This is a genomic window from Streptomyces sp. MCA2 (assembly GCF_023544705.1).
GTDB classification, from domain to species: Bacteria; Actinomycetota; Actinomycetes; order Streptomycetales; family Streptomycetaceae; genus Streptomyces; species Streptomyces decoyicus.
The window spans coordinates 76,005-89,560 of sequence record NZ_JAMJFM010000024.1; the positions used below are offsets into that span (position 1 = coordinate 76,005).

The window sequence follows — 13,556 nt, forward strand, 5'->3', positions numbered from 1 at the left end:
CCTCCGGCGACAGCCCATCCGCCGGGAAAGGCCCCACCCTGACCACTGCCGATCCCCTCCACACCCTCCTCACCCAACCCCGCTGCTCGCTTGGCGTGTTCGTCCCCGCCGGCCTCCATCCGGTATCCGCCGAGCGCCGTCACCTCGACCAGCTCGCGCAGGCAGGTGCCGACCTGTTCGAGATCGGCCTGGCAACCGAGGACGCCGTTCTCGACGGCCCTGTCATTCAGACCGCGTACCACCGTGCCCTGCGACGCGGAAATGTCCTCGATGCCGCCGTCCGCGCCGTCGAGCATGCCGCCGGCCTCCGGCCGGCCGTCGTCATGACCTACTGGGAGCCCGTCCGCCGCCACGGCCCCGAGCACCTGGCCCGCCTGTTCGCCGACGCAGGTGCCGCCGGCGTGATGGTCGTCGACCTGCCCGCCCACCAGGCGGCCCGCTGGCACGACACCGCGCGAGACGCGGGACTTGGCACCCCACGCCTCATCCCGCGCACCACTCCCGACACCAGCCTCCCCGCTGCGGTCGCCGGCGCCTCCGGATGGCTCTACGCACCCGCCAGCACAGCGCCCACCGGATACCGCGGCCCGCTCGACATCCCGGCGCTCGGGCACTTCACCCGGCGCCTGCGCGGCGCGAGCCCGCTGCCCGTGGTCTCGGGCGTGGGGGTCTCGACACCGGCCCTCGCCGCGCGCGTCGCCCCGGTGGTGGATGCCGTCGTCATCGGCACCCCCGTCGTCCGCGCCCTGGGCGCCGCCCCTGATCGAGCCGCCGAAGTAACTGCTGCGTTCGCCCAGGCCCTGCACACGCCCACCTTCACGGAGACCTGTGCCTGATCACCCCGCACCGGCTCAGATCCTGGACCGGATCACCACCGACGCCCTGGCCCTGGACCGGGCCCTGCGCACCAGCACCACCGACGACGCGTACGCGCTGGCCGCGTGGATCACCGAGACCCAAGACCTCGCCGACACCGCCCTGTATCTGTTCCGCGGCCTCGCACAGCACACGCCGCACAGCACGTCCGCGGACCTGCTGGTCCTCGAACGGGTCGCGCACATCGCCAAGGCCGCCCAGGACGCGGGCGCCGAACTGGCCGCCGCCCTTGCGCGCGCGGTGGAGAACCGGCGCCGCCGAGCCGATGCCGTGTCACAACGGGTGGTCCTCATCGGCCCCTCGCCGCAGCAGTTCATCGAGTCGGCCATCGACCTCCTCGACCGCATCCCCGCCCTCTGCCACGCCATACACCGTGACCGGCTGGCCGCGCCCAACCTGCCGACGCACCCGCCGCATTGAGGCGTGCCCCCGCTTCCCCATCTCCAGGACAGACCATTTCAGATCAACCCCGATTCCGCGCCCTCTCCCTTGGCGCCGGTGTTCAGTCCAGCACTCTCCTCGCCCTCTCCGCCGAGGGGATCCTTCCGAAGGTCGATTACGCGATCTTCGCTGACACCGGTTGGGAACCGCAGGCCGTCTATGCGCACCTCGACCGCTTGGAGCGGGAGATCGCCGCGCCGGCGGGCATCCCCGTCCTGCGGGTGTCCACCGGCAACATCCGCGACGACGCACTCGACCCCCAGCACCGGTTCGCCTCCATGCCCCTCCACATCCTCAACCAGGACGGCAAGGCCGGAATGACCCGGCGGCAGTGCACGGGCGAATACAAGATCAAGCCGATCAAGAAGCAGGTCCGCGAACTCCTCGGCTACCCCTACCCCGCCCGCATCCCGCGCGAGGTGTTCGTCGAGCAGTGGGTCGGGATCTCCACCGACGAGTTCCACCGCGCCAAGGACGCCGACGTGAAGTACATGCGCAACCGGCACCCGCTCATCGACCTCGGCTGGAGCAGGGCCGACTGCGTCCGCTACCTGTCGTCGCTCAACCTCGCGGACACCCCGAAGTCGTCGTGCCTCGGGTGCCCGTTCCACGGCAACGCGCAGTGGCGCCACATCCGCGACACCTCGCCTGCCGAGTGGGCGGACGTGGTGGCCTTCGACGCCGCCATCCGTCAGGGAAACGCCCGCGCCAACGCCAGCGGCAACCGCCTGCTGGGCGAGGCATTCCTGCACCGCTCCCGCGTCCCTCTCGGCGAAGCGCCGATCGATCACGTCACCCCCGCCGAGCGGGCCGCCCTGCGCATCGGGGCTGACGATGCCTACGAGCTGGAGAACGGCGTCGTGGACGGCTGCTCGCCCTGGGCCTGTCGCGGTGATGCCGAAGCCGCGGTGCCGGACGACTTCGGGCTGGCCGCTTGATCCTCGACCTCTTCGCGGGGCCGGGCGGCTGGAGCAGGGCACTGAGCGTCCTCGGCGCCCAGGATCTTGGCCTGGAATGGGAGGAGTGGGCCTGCAAAACGCGTACTGCTGCTGGGCAATTGACGATCCGGTCCGACGTGGCGACGTATCCGACGTGGCCCTTCATCGGCCGAACGCACGGGCTGATCGCGTCCCCGCCGTGCCAGGCATGGTCGATGGCCGGCAAACGCCTCGGGCTGATCGACCAGCCCCTGGTCCACCAGGCGGTCTCAGACCTCGCCACTGGTCGCGACACCCGCGAAGCGCTCCTCGGCGCCTGCCGGGATGTGCGTTCCTTGTTGGCCGCCGAGCCCATGCGCTACCTCCACGACCTGAATTCGGTCGGAGAGCCGGAGTGGGTCGCTATGGAGGAAGTGCCAGACGTCCTCCCGCTGTGGAAGCAGTACGCGGTGATCCTGCGCCGCTGGGGGTTCTCCGTGTGGACCGGCATCCTCAACGCCGCGGACTACGGGGTGCCCCAGACCAGGAGGCGGGCGATCCTGCTCGCCTCCCGCGTCCGCACCGCCCAGCCGCCCCCGCCAACCCACGCCAAAATCGAAGAGCCCGAGGGGCTGTTCGGGCCGGGCCGCACCCGCTGGGTCAGCATGGCGCAGGCCCTGGGCTGGGGAGCGACCGACCGGCCCGTGCCCACCGTCTGCGCCGGCGGCGGACCCGGCGGCGGCGCCGAGCCCTTCCCCTCCGGCTCCCGCAAGGCACTGTCCACCGCCCGCGACCGCGGCACCTGGACACCCCACCCGGATGCCCCCCTCCAGCCCTCCGGCCGGGAAGGAACCAAGCCTGCCGACCGGCCCAGCGACCAGGACGAACAGGCAGCGGGCCGTCCGGTGCCGGTCCCTGACTGGTCGTGGTCCTTGCGGAGCAACAACCAGGCCCACGCCACCATCCGGCCCTTGCCCGAGCCCGCGGGAACGCTGTTCTTCGGGCATCGCTCGAACGAATGCACCTGGGTCGCCGAGCCCGTCGCCTCGCCTGCCGGGGACGCGGAGTCGCTACCCGTCCCGGTGCCCATCCGGATCACCGCCCAGGAAGCCGGAGTTCTACAAACCTTCCCCGCCAACTACCCCTGGGCCGGCAACAAGGGCCAAGTCTTCAGCCAGATCGGCAACGCCGTACCTCCCCGCCTCGCCGCCCACCTCCTCGCCCCACACCTCGGCAAGACCCTCAACCCCGACGACTTCACCCTGGCCGCCTAATGCCCCACCCCGCCGACCCGTACGAGGGCGACGACCTGGACAACCTGCCACCGCCACAACCCGTGCACTACGCCGAACAAGCCCTGCTCGGCGCCCTCCTGCTCGAACCACACCGGCTCAGCACCATCAGCCGTCTGACGCCAGACCATTTCGGCAATCACGCCCACAGCACTCTGTTCCACGCCATGCGCACCGTGCCGACCCCCAGCCCGAAGCAGCACGCCAAGGACACGGCATGGCTCAGCGCCGTACTGGCCAAGGCGCAACCCGAGGCGCCAGGGCTGACCGCCTCCTACCTGCACACCCTCATCCAAAGCTGCCCCCGGCCCCAGCACGCCGCAGCGTACGCGAGCATGATCCGCGCCGATCACACCCGCCGGACGCTGCGCGAGCACGCCGACCGGCTGTGCCAGATCGCCACCGACACCACACTGCCGGACTCGGTCGTGGCCGTCCTTGCGCAAGCCGATGCCCTAGGGCGCTACCTCGACGAACTCGCCCCCCAGTTCACCCCACACCCCAGCTCCCTACCCCGCACCCCTGCACCGCCCCCACCCCCACCCGAGGCCGGAGAAGAAGCCCTCGACGAGGAGCGACTGCTGCTCGCCACCGCAACCGCCCACCCCAACGAAGTGACAACCATGCGATGGTTGCAGCCCGACGACTTCACGCACCCCCTGCACGCCGGACTGTGGCAGTGCCTGGTCGCCCTGACACGGCGCAATACCCCCGTCGACCCCGTCACGGTCCTGTGGGAGGCGCAGCACCGTGGCCTCCTCAGCGCCGGGCCCGAGCCGAGTGAGCTGCTCGACCTCCTCGCCAGCCCGCTCGGCTCCGCAGAGTGCTGGGGCGAGCGGATCCTCCAGCGCTCCGTCCTCGGCACCGCCCACCACATCGGCCGACGCATCGAGGCATTCACCGAGGACCCGGCCACCACGCCGTACCAGCTCGTCGTCGGCAGCCGCCGCGCGCTCGCCGACCTGTCCGCCATACGCACCCGGTGGCAACACGCCACCTCACCCGCGCCAAAGAGCAGGCCCGCACGCACCAGAGGCACGGCGGCGCCCCGGGCAAGTCCACCGCGGACCACGGCTCCGCCCACGGCACGCATCTCCCTCTGACCCAAGCCCGCCGGTGTCCGGCCCCCTTGGCCCGGACACCGGCAGAAAGAGCACTCCTTGGTGACACCCCCGTCCATCGACGCCCACGTCCGCCTCGACACCCACCCCACCCCAGCGCTGCGATCGCCACCCTTACCGGCGCCCAGGCCCACATCCCCCACGTTGGCCTGGAAGCCGCCGACTGGCACGTCGTCGCCAAGAACACCCTGGTCCTGGCCCGCATCGACCACGAGGAGCCCTACTGGGCCGAGGAAGCCGCCCGGGCACTGATCACCTCGGGGATCGCCGTCGAGATCACGCCCCAGCTCCGCGAAGGCATCGACGAGGAATGGACATGGACCGCGGACCAGCGCAAAGCCTTCGGCAACGACGTCAAAGACCCCCAGCTCGTTGTCGCCTCAGAGTCCTCCAACAGCTCCAAGAGCGACAGCGGCTCGGCCAACTGGAAGCCGACCAACCACGCCTTCTGGTGCACCTATGCCGAGGACTTCACCCACGTGTAGTCCGTCTTCAAACTCACCACCACCGACAGCGAGAAGACCGCCCTGACCTCCATGCTCGACACCTGCACCAACTAACCCGCGCGGCCCACGTGCCTGCGTGATTTGGTTGTAATGCGCGGGGCACACGCACTGCAGTCCCCGGCTGGCCACCCCCGTCCAGCCGGGGACTTGTGTCTGCGGCTTCGCTGGCCCGAGCCGATGCCTCTGGGATGCGGGGGCCTGATGGTCGCTTCGCCTCTCGCCGGGACCCTCGTTCGCGGGAACCGCGGGTCGCCACAGGCCGGTGCGTGAGCCGACGGCGCCAGCAGCACGACATTGCCCGCCATAACGGCCAGACCGAGGACGAGGAGCCGACGGGCAGGGCAGCGCCCGGCTGCCGCGAGGCGCTGCCACTTGCCGAGACCACCGTGGCGACCGCGGCAGGCTCAGCCTTCGCGCTCCATCCGTGCAGTCTTCGGCCGCGAGGTCCAGCACCTGTTCCTCCCTGGGGTTCCTCTCCCGTTGGTGACGGTGCTGCTCACAGCAGGGCGTCCAGAAGCTTGCCGGGGGTGATCGGCAGGTTGCGGACCCGCCGCCCGGTGGCGTCGAAGACTGCGTTGGCGGCCGCGGCCGCGACTCCGGTGGCGGAGAGCTCGCCGACCCCCTTGGCGCCGAGTGGGCCGGCGTGTGGGTCGAACTCGTCGACGAAGGAGATGTCGATGTCCGGGGGGATGTCGGCGTTGACCGGCAACGGGACCCCGGCCAGGTCCTGGGAGAGCCATCGGCCCAGCCGGGGTTCGAAGTGGCTCGCCTCCATGGCGGCCATGCCCCATCCCCACACGACTCCGCCAATCATCTGAGATCGGGCCGTCCGCTCGTTGACGACGGCGCCGACGCTGTAGACGCCCGTCGCGCGGCGCAGCCGCAGTAGCCCCAGTTCCGGGTCCACTCCCACTTCGACGAACATGGCGCCGAAGGTGCGTGAGGAGTATCCCGGTGCTCCCGCGTCGGCGGATGCGCCGCCCGGCAGCTCGAATGCTCCCGTCCCAACGATCTCTTCCAGGCCAGCGGATCGCATGATGTCCTGGAAAGGCTTGCTCTCATCCTGCCACGTGAGCTGCCCGGCCTCGGCCTGGACCTCGCCCGCCGGCCAGGACAGCGCCTCGGAGAGCTGCCGCAGCACGTCACGGGAAGCGTTGTGCACGGCTGTTCCCATGGACAGCGTCGTGCCCGACCCGTAAGTGGGGCAGGCATAGGGAAGTTTGGTGTCGCCTGAGACCCCGGTGACGGCGCTGATGTCCAGGCCGAGCGTCTCCGCCGTGATCTGCGGGAAGATGGTGGTCGAGCCAGCTCCGATGTCAGTGAAGCCGGCCTCGATACGCGCAGTGGCATCGGCTTGCAGCCTGACCTTGGCCTGCGAGGAGAACCGGAACTGGCCCTGGGTGCAATCGGCCATGCCGCAGCCGATCAGCCAATGCCCATCACGGGTACCGCCCTTCGGCCTGTTCCACCAGCCGAATCGCCGAGCTCCCTGGTCGTACGCCTCTTTCAGTTTCTTGGAGGACCAAGGCGATCCGTCCGCAGGGTCGTTGTCCGCGTAGTTGACAGTCCGCAGCGTCAGCGGATCCATGCGCAGTGCGTGCGCCAGCTCGTCGATGGCCGACCCCAGGGCCCAGCTACCGGGGCCGTCGATGGGTGAGCGCATGAACGAAGAGAGGTTGACGTTTCCACGGCGCACACGCTGGCTGGTGGAGATGTTCGCCGCCGCGTAAAGGGACTTGGAGGGAACGCTGCCGAACTCCACATAGTCGTCGGTGACGGAGGTGACGTTGTCGACCTCATGGGCGATGGCTTGGAGCTGTCCACTCTTGTCGGCCCCGAGGGACAGACGGTGCTCCATCAGCGGCTGGTAGCCGACAATGCTGTACATGTCGGCCCGGCTGAGGACCAGCTTTACCGGTCGCCCGACGGCCTTCGCCGCCATGGGGCCGAGGATCTCGTGTGGCCAGACGAATGCCTTGGTGCCGAATCCGCCGCCCGTGTGGGTAGCGATGACCCGGACCTTGTCCGAGGGCAGCCCGAACGCGCCGGCCAGCGTGTCTTGTACGGCGTACACGTGCTGGGCCGAGTCGTGGACGGTCAGCACTCCGTCGTCCCACTCGGCGACGATGGAGCTGGGCTCCATGGGATTGCCGTGCCGCGACGGCTGGGTGTAGGTGCTGTCAACCCGCACGGGGGCTCCGGACAGGGCCTCGGGTACGTCTCCCTTGCGGAATTCCAGTTCGGCGAGCATGCCATAGCCACTGTCCGGCGATGGGGGAACCGATACGGCGGTGTCCGGGTTCACGAACGGCTCTCGCTCATAGGAGACACCGACGTTGGCGGCGGCCCCCTCTGCCGCTTCGAGTGTCTCGGCCAGGACCATGGCCACAGGTTGTCCGGCGTAGTGGACGATGTCCGACTGCATGGGCAGGAAGCGAGTCGCCAGAGGGGGACTGGGCAGGGCCGTGAAGTCGTCATGCACTGCAGGCAGGTCACCGGCCGTCAAGACACGGACCACTCCAGGTGCTGCCAGGGCGTCAACGAGGTCGAATCCAGTGACACGACCGTTGGGGACAGCTGCCCCCACCAGGACGGCGTAGAGCTGCCGGGACGCGTTGTAGTCGGCCGTGTAGGAGGCAGCTCCGGTCACCTTCTTGGGACCGTCCTGCCTGGTGACGTCTCGGGTGGTGGTCATCACGCCTCCAGGGCCAATTCGAGGGCGCGCATGGCCGTGTTGCGCGCAAGTGGGATCTTGTACGCGTTCGACGAGAGCGGGCGGCTGTCGCGAAACCCCACAGTGACGGCGTGCAGCACTTCCGGGCTTCCGGGGCGCAGACCGACCAGGGCACGTTCGCTGTCGTAGAGACGCCACGGGCGCATGGCGACCGATCCCAGGGCGAGACGCGCGCGGGAGATCACGCCTTCTTCGACCTCGACCGCTGCGGCGGCCGAAACGAGAGCGAACTCGTAGCTCTGGCGTTCACGCACCTTGACGTACGCGGACCTGGGGGCAGGCGCTCCGAGATCGACCGCGGTGATCAACTCGCCGGAACGCAGCACGTTGTGTGCGGAGGGGGCTTCGGCGGGCAACGTGTGGAACTGTGTGGCGGGGATCGTTCGTCCGCCGTCGGGGTGCTCGGTGACAATCTGGGCATCCAGGCACGCCAGGGCGACGACGGGATCGGAGGGCTGCGTCGCCACGCACTCCTCGGTCCATCCGAAGATCGCCAGCCGTTCGTTGGCGCCGTGCAGAGCAGCGCACCCCGACCCGGGAGCGCGCTTGTTGCAGGGCACCGGCTCCGCGGACCGGAAGTAAGGGCAGCGGGTGCGCTGCACGAGGTTCCCGCCCATCGTTGCCACGTTGCGGATCTGTGGCGAAGCAGCCTTGAGGATGGCCTGGGAGAGGACGGGATAGGAGGAAGCGACACGAGGGTCCTGCGCCACGTCGTTCAAACGGCCCAGTGCACCGATGCGTACGCCGTTGTCGCCGGCTTCGATGCCGTCCAGGCTCGGCAGGCGGCCGATGTCGACCAGGTGCTCCGGAGATTCGATGCCGATCCTGGCCCAGTTGAGCAATTCTGTGCCGCCGGCGAGGAACACGGTGTCCCGGGCCTGTGCCTTCTCCAGCGCTCCTGCGATCGTCTGTGCCTTGACGTAGGTGAACGGCCGCATGTCACACCTCGTCTCGGGCCGCCGAGGCAACCGCCGCAGCGATCTGGGGGTACGCCGAGCAGCGGCAGATGTTCCCGCTCATCCACTCGCGGATCTCCTCGTTCGATCCGGTGTGCCCTTCCAGGATGCAGGCGACGGCCGACATGATCTGTCCGGGAGTGCAGAACCCGCACTGGAACGCGTCCGCCTCGATGAACGCCGCCTGCACCGGGTGCAGTTGTTCACCGCGGGCCAGTCCTTCCACCGTGGTCACCTCGGCTCCGTCTGCGCTGGCCGCCAGGACCAGGCAGGCATTGACTCTGCGGCCGTCGAGGTGCACGGTGCAGGCGCCACACTCGCCGCGGTTGCATCCCTTCTTTGTGCCGGTCAGACGGAGCCGCTCGCGCAGCAGGTCGAGGAGTGTCGCGCGCACATCACACCTCACCTCGACCTCGTTGCCGTTGACCTGCAGCATCACGGCCGTCTCAGGGGCCGGATCATTTTGAGGCATCGCGTCGCTCCTGGAGGGACTGTCCAATTACTTATGTAAGTGCTGGAAGCAGCATTTTGCTCTCTTCTCCGGTTATATGCGAGTTAATCGCCTCAAATTGTTCGGCGTGGGGTGTGCCGGAAGCCAGGAAACCTGGGACATCGCGTCATGGTCGGCGGCTCGCCAGTGGTTCCCGTCTGGGCAGACGGCTACAACCTGGCGGACTTCGAGCAGCCCACTCTTGTCGTCAACGGCAAAACGACATCAGCCCCACAGCCAATTCGTCTCTGCTGCAGCAGCACGCCCCAAGGCACAGCTCATCCTCTGACCCGGTTCCCACCGCGGCGCTCGTCACCAGTACCCCGAGCTGTTCGTCGAGCACGCCAACTCTTCCTCGACTCCGAGTAGGAGTCGGCGAGGCGTGGATCAGCCGCGTGCGCTTTGCGGCATGGTGGGTGCCAGCCAATCGACATGGTGATGGGGGGATGTAGGGGCTACCTCGTGGAGGACCACATGACTACTCCCGAACAGAACAAGGCGCTGGTGCTGGAAGCGTTCGACACGCTGTTCAACAAGCGTGACTACGTCGCTGCCGAAGATTTCTGGTCCGATCGCTACATCCAGCACAGCGCGCACATCGCACCAGGACGCGCGGGTCTTTTCGACCTGGTTCGCTCGCTGCCGGACACCCTGCGCTACGAGCACCAGCTCGTGCTCGCCGAAGGCGACTACGTCATGCTCTACGGCCGCTTCAGCGGTACCGGCAGCCCCGTCGCCTCGGTGGCGGCCGACGTCGTGCGCATCGAGAACGGCAAACTCGCCGAGCACTGGGACGTCCTGCAGGATGAGGCGACCCGCGCCGAGTCCGCCAGCGGCCTGCCGATGTTCGGCGACCAGTTCCCGCCAGGCAGCTGACCGGCACCGCCGCATGGACGAAGCCTGACGGCCAGCACTTCGGCCATTTCCTTGGGCGCCCCTGGCTGACACCAGCCACCGGCCGGCTGGAGTTCGCGGGTTCCAGGATTTAGGCACAGGGTCGCCGCTCGGCGATTTAATTCACCATTGGGTGTGGGCAATTCGGCTCGACCTGATCCTTCCAAATTGAGATGATTGCGGCATCCAGGAACCCGGGCCGTCCGATCAACCGTATTACCGCTATCGGGAGTAGTGACTATGGGCAAGCTGCAGGGAAAAGTAGCGGTTATCACCGGTGGCACCACGGGGATCGGGCTGGCCACAGCAAAGCTCTTCGCCGAAGAGGGCGCCTATGTCTTCATCACGGGCCGCCGCCGAAAAGAACTCGACGAAGCCGTGAAGGCAATCGGCAGCAACGTATCCGGCGTTCAGGGAGACGTCGCCGAACTGGCCGACCTTGACCGGCTCTACGAGACCGTCAAGGCGAAGGGGCGAATCGATATCGTTTTCGCCAACGCCGGCCTAGGAGAGTTCGCTTCGCTGGAAAACGTCACGGAAGAGCATTTCGACAAAATTTTCAACATCAACGTGAAGGGGGCGCTCTTTACGGTACAAAAGGCCCTACCGCTATTGAATGACGGCGCCTCCATCATTCTCACGGGCTCCGTTGCGAGCGTCAAGGGAACCTCAGCGTTCTCGGTCTACGGTGCGAGCAAGGCCGCCATCCGAAACTTCGTTCGGGGATGGACGGTAGAGCTGCAAGATCGCCGCATCCGGTCCAACGTCCTCAGCCCTGGCCCGATCGAAACGCCACTTGTGGCGACGCAGCCTCAAGACGCCATCGCGAAGATTGCATCCACCATTCCGATGGGCCGCATGGGGGAGCCCGGCGAAGTTGCCAAGGCGGCGCTTTTCCTGGCCTCAGATGACTCCAGCTTCGTCACCGGAATCGAACTTTTCGTTGATGGCGGCAGAGCGCAAATCTAATACCGCAAGCGCGTATTCGAAAGTGTCCCTCAGTTCGCCGGCCCGTCTTGACCACCTGCGGACACAGACTTCCAGAACAGACCCACTCCCCAAGGCAGGGATCCAGATGAGTACCTATCGAGTCGCGCAGGTTGCCGCCTCCGGCGGTCCGTTTGAGATCGTCGAGCGTAAGGTGCCGCAGCCGGGCCCCGGGCATGTACGGGTTGCCGTGGACGCCTGCGGAATCTGCCACAGCGACAGTGTTTTCGTGAACGCCGAGTTTCCCGGCGTGACGTTTCCACTGGTCCCTGGGCATGAGATCGCCGGGCGCATCGAGGCGCTCGGCGAGGGCACGCAAGACAGCGGCTGGCAGGTGGGCGACCGGGTCGCGGTCGGCTGGTTCGGCGGCGCCTGTGGCCACTGCACGCCCTGCCGACAGGGCGACTTCGTCGTGTGCGAGAACCTGAAGATCCCCGGATGGTCCTACGACGGGGGCTACGCCGACGTGGTGATTGCGCCGACCGACGCTCTGGCCCGCATCCCTGACGCGCTGGCGGCGGCCGATGCAGCACCCCTGGCCTGCGCGGGGGTGACCACCTATAACGGGCTGCGGCGCAGCTCCGCACGGCCGGGTGACCTGGTGGCCGTCCTCGGCATCGGCGGGCTCGGGCACCTTGGGGTGCAGTACGCGGCCGCGATGGGCTTCGAGACCGTGGCCATCGCCCGCGGAGCCGCCAAGGCCGACTTCGCCAGACAACTCGGCGCCCACCATTACCTCGACAGCACGGCCGACACCCCGGTCGCGGACGCGCTGCAGTCCCTCGGCGGCGCCAAAGTCGTCCTGGCCACCGCCGCCAACTCCGACGCCATCACCGCGACCGTGGACGGGCTACGCCCCCGCGGCGAGCTGGTGGTCATCGGCGCAGACCCGAAACCGCTGGGAATCAGCCCGAACCAGCTGCTCATGGCCGGCAAGATCCTCCGCGGCCACCCCGGCGGCACCGCGCAGGACACCCAGGACACCATGGCGTTCAGCGCCCTGCACGGGATCCGCCCGATGACCGAGATCGTGCCCCTGGACCAGACCGACGAGGCATACCGAAAAATGCTCTCCGGCGCAGCGCGCTTCCGAATGGTGGTCACCACCCGCTGATTCTGCACGCGCCGCTTGATCACCCACCCAGCTCAGAGCCCCAGGCATGAGCCTGGGGGGTGGGAATTTTCCTACCTGTCCAAGGAGCCTGACCGATGGACGTGTCCTGCCAGTTCGCCACATCCCTGCGCTCACCCGAACACATCGCCGCCGCCGAGCAGTTGGGCTACCACCGCGCCTGGCTCCACGACACCCCCGCCCAAAGCCCCGACATCTGGGCGATGCTTGCACTGGCCGCCGAACGCACCCACCGCATCGGCCTCGCCCCCGGAGTCCTCGTCCCGACCCTGCGCCATCCGATGGTCAACGCCTCCGGCGCCGCTACCCTCGCCGCCCTCGCACCCGGCCGAGTGGCCCTTGCCTTCGGCACCGGCTTCAACGGCACGCGCGCCCTCGGCGCACCCCCGGCCACCTGGTCCTACCTCAGCACCTACGTCCGCACGGTACGCGCTCTGCTGCGCGGTGACACCGTGGAATGGGACGGCGCCCCCATGCGCATGATGCATCCCGGCACGAACGCACCGCAGCGCCCCATCGACATTCCGGTGCTGGTATCCGCGCTCGGCCCCAAGGGTCTCGCTGTTACCCGCAAAATCGCTGACGGCCTGTTCAGCGTCAACGGCGAAACCGCCCACGCCCACGAATTCACCTGGGCCGCTCTGGGCATCCACGGCACCGTCCTGAGCGAGGAGGAACCGCTCGACTCCCCGCGGGTACGCGCGGCTGCCGGACCCGGCAACGCTCTGGCCCACCACGCCGCCTACGAGTTCGGCGGCGACCCCACCACCCTGCCCGGCGGCCAAGCCTGGCTCGATGCCATCACCGCCCACCCCCGCACCGAACGCCACCTCGCCGTACATGACCAGCACCTCACCGACCTCAGTGCGGCCGATACCGCTGCCTGGAACGCAGGAAGCTGGCAGGCGATCACCTCCACCACCGTCACCGGAACCCCCGACCACATCCGTAACACGCTCAGCGCCTACGCCCGAGACGGCATCACCGAAATCGTCTACCAGCCCACCGGCCCCGATATCCCCGGCGAACTCGAACGATTCATCGCCATCGCCCGCGACGTACAGGTACCGACGCGTCGCACTCCTGGCGCGCGGCGCGCACGGCGGCCCTCCGTAGATCGAAGCCCTTGAAGCGCTCACACCCACCGACCGGACCGCCGTTCCGGGGCGATCCCATTGAAGTCATGGAGGAGCCAAGATTCCCGGTCCGA

General features: G+C 68.2%; 14 protein-coding genes. 10 read left to right on the plus strand and 4 right to left on the minus strand.

Going from position 1 to position 13,556, the window contains the following annotated elements; genetic code table 11:
• Positions 1 to 38 precede the first annotated feature (38 nt).
• From trpA to M8I34_RS20860, 6 genes are read left to right on the plus strand one after another with little or no spacing between them, the layout of a single operon-like run.
• Entirely contained in the window at positions 39 to 836 is a 798-nt protein-coding gene (gene trpA / locus M8I34_RS20835; protein ID WP_284050597.1) for a tryptophan synthase subunit alpha, read from the plus strand.
• Positions 829 to 1,296, plus strand: a complete 468-nt coding sequence (locus tag M8I34_RS20840; RefSeq protein WP_250051054.1) for a hypothetical protein — start codon at positions 829 to 831, stop codon at positions 1,294 to 1,296. Before trpA ends, M8I34_RS20840 begins: the two co-directional genes overlap by 8 nt.
• A 35-nt stretch (positions 1,297 to 1,331) precedes the next feature.
• Positions 1,332 to 2,255 carry a hypothetical protein gene (locus tag M8I34_RS20845; protein WP_250051164.1) on the plus strand — a complete coding sequence of 308 codons (924 nt, stop codon included), beginning with the start codon at positions 1,332 to 1,334 and terminating at the stop codon, positions 2,253 to 2,255.
• The gene (locus M8I34_RS20850; protein ID WP_250051056.1) at positions 2,252 to 3,508 is read left to right on the plus strand and encodes a DNA cytosine methyltransferase; all 1,257 of its coding nucleotides are present in this window, start codon (positions 2,252 to 2,254) and stop codon (positions 3,506 to 3,508) included. Before M8I34_RS20845 ends, M8I34_RS20850 begins: the two co-directional genes overlap by 4 nt.
• Positions 3,508 to 4,629, plus strand: coding sequence for a DnaB-like helicase N-terminal domain-containing protein (locus M8I34_RS20855; RefSeq protein WP_250051058.1), 1,122 nt, complete (start codon positions 3,508 to 3,510; stop codon positions 4,627 to 4,629). Before M8I34_RS20850 ends, M8I34_RS20855 begins: the two co-directional genes overlap by 1 nt.
• A 26-nt stretch (positions 4,630 to 4,655) precedes the next feature.
• The gene (locus tag M8I34_RS20860; protein ID WP_250051060.1) at positions 4,656 to 5,132 is read left to right on the plus strand and encodes a hypothetical protein; all 477 of its coding nucleotides are present in this window, start codon (positions 4,656 to 4,658) and stop codon (positions 5,130 to 5,132) included.
• Positions 5,133 to 5,145: 13 nt separating this feature from the next.
• Here the strand turns inward: M8I34_RS20860 and M8I34_RS41955 are convergent, their stop codons facing one another.
• From M8I34_RS41955 to M8I34_RS20880, 4 genes are all read right to left on the minus strand, one after another.
• A complete protein-coding gene (locus M8I34_RS41955; RefSeq protein WP_374210951.1) occupies positions 5,146 to 5,538 on the minus strand; it encodes a hypothetical protein in 393 nt (130 codons plus the stop codon).
• A gap of 111 nt (positions 5,539 to 5,649) precedes the next feature.
• The gene (locus M8I34_RS20870) at positions 5,650 to 7,848 is read right to left on the minus strand and encodes a xanthine dehydrogenase family protein molybdopterin-binding subunit (RefSeq protein ID WP_250051061.1); all 2,199 of its coding nucleotides are present in this window, start codon (positions 7,846 to 7,848) and stop codon (positions 5,650 to 5,652) included.
• Entirely contained in the window at positions 7,848 to 8,825 is a 978-nt protein-coding gene (locus M8I34_RS20875; RefSeq protein ID WP_250051062.1) for a xanthine dehydrogenase family protein subunit M, read from the minus strand. The genes M8I34_RS20870 and M8I34_RS20875 overlap by 1 nt, the downstream gene beginning before the upstream one ends.
• Position 8,826: 1 nt before the next feature.
• Positions 8,827 to 9,315 (minus strand): (2Fe-2S)-binding protein, encoded by a 489-nt coding sequence (locus M8I34_RS20880; RefSeq protein ID WP_374210952.1) that lies wholly within the window; start codon positions 9,313 to 9,315, stop codon positions 8,827 to 8,829.
• A 492-nt stretch (positions 9,316 to 9,807) separates the two neighbouring features.
• On the opposite strand from M8I34_RS20880, the gene M8I34_RS20885 reads away from it, so the two are divergent.
• From M8I34_RS20885 to M8I34_RS20900, 4 genes are all read left to right on the plus strand, one after another.
• A complete protein-coding gene (locus tag M8I34_RS20885) occupies positions 9,808 to 10,209 on the plus strand; it encodes an ester cyclase (protein ID WP_250051065.1) in 402 nt (133 codons plus the stop codon).
• A 258-nt stretch (positions 10,210 to 10,467) separates the two neighbouring features.
• The gene (locus M8I34_RS20890) at positions 10,468 to 11,196 is read left to right on the plus strand and encodes a glucose 1-dehydrogenase (RefSeq protein ID WP_250051069.1); all 729 of its coding nucleotides are present in this window, start codon (positions 10,468 to 10,470) and stop codon (positions 11,194 to 11,196) included.
• A 106-nt stretch (positions 11,197 to 11,302) separates the two neighbouring features.
• Positions 11,303 to 12,328 (plus strand): alcohol dehydrogenase, encoded by a 1,026-nt coding sequence (locus M8I34_RS20895; RefSeq protein ID WP_250051071.1) that lies wholly within the window; start codon positions 11,303 to 11,305, stop codon positions 12,326 to 12,328.
• A 95-nt stretch (positions 12,329 to 12,423) separates the two neighbouring features.
• Positions 12,424 to 13,476: an LLM class flavin-dependent oxidoreductase gene (locus tag M8I34_RS20900; protein WP_250051073.1), complete on the plus strand. Its 1,053-nt coding sequence runs from the start codon at positions 12,424 to 12,426 to the stop codon at positions 13,474 to 13,476.
• Positions 13,477 to 13,556: the final 80 nt, after the last annotated feature.

What these genes read in the sequence shown, in the direction of transcription:
- M8I34_RS20875 (WP_250051062.1), bottom strand. Translation starts at nt 8,825, where the DNA reads ATGCGGCCGTTCACCTACGTCAAGGCACAGACGATCGCAGGAGCGCTG.
- M8I34_RS20885 (WP_250051065.1), top strand. Translation starts at nt 9,808, where the DNA reads ATGACTACTCCCGAACAGAACAAGGCGCTGGTGCTGGAAGCGTTCGAC.
- M8I34_RS20895 (WP_250051071.1), top strand. Translation starts at nt 11,303, where the DNA reads ATGAGTACCTATCGAGTCGCGCAGGTTGCCGCCTCCGGCGGTCCGTTT.
- M8I34_RS20900 (WP_250051073.1), top strand. Translation starts at nt 12,424, where the DNA reads ATGGACGTGTCCTGCCAGTTCGCCACATCCCTGCGCTCACCCGAACAC.
- M8I34_RS20880 (WP_374210952.1), bottom strand. Translation starts at nt 9,315, where the DNA reads ATGCCTCAAAATGATCCGGCCCCTGAGACGGCCGTGATGCTGCAGGTC.
- M8I34_RS20870 (WP_250051061.1), bottom strand. Translation starts at nt 7,848, where the DNA reads ATGACCACCACCCGAGACGTCACCAGGCAGGACGGTCCCAAGAAGGTG.
- M8I34_RS20890 (WP_250051069.1), top strand. Translation starts at nt 10,468, where the DNA reads ATGGGCAAGCTGCAGGGAAAAGTAGCGGTTATCACCGGTGGCACCACG.
- M8I34_RS20855 (WP_250051058.1), top strand. Translation starts at nt 3,508, where the DNA reads ATGCCCCACCCCGCCGACCCGTACGAGGGCGACGACCTGGACAACCTG.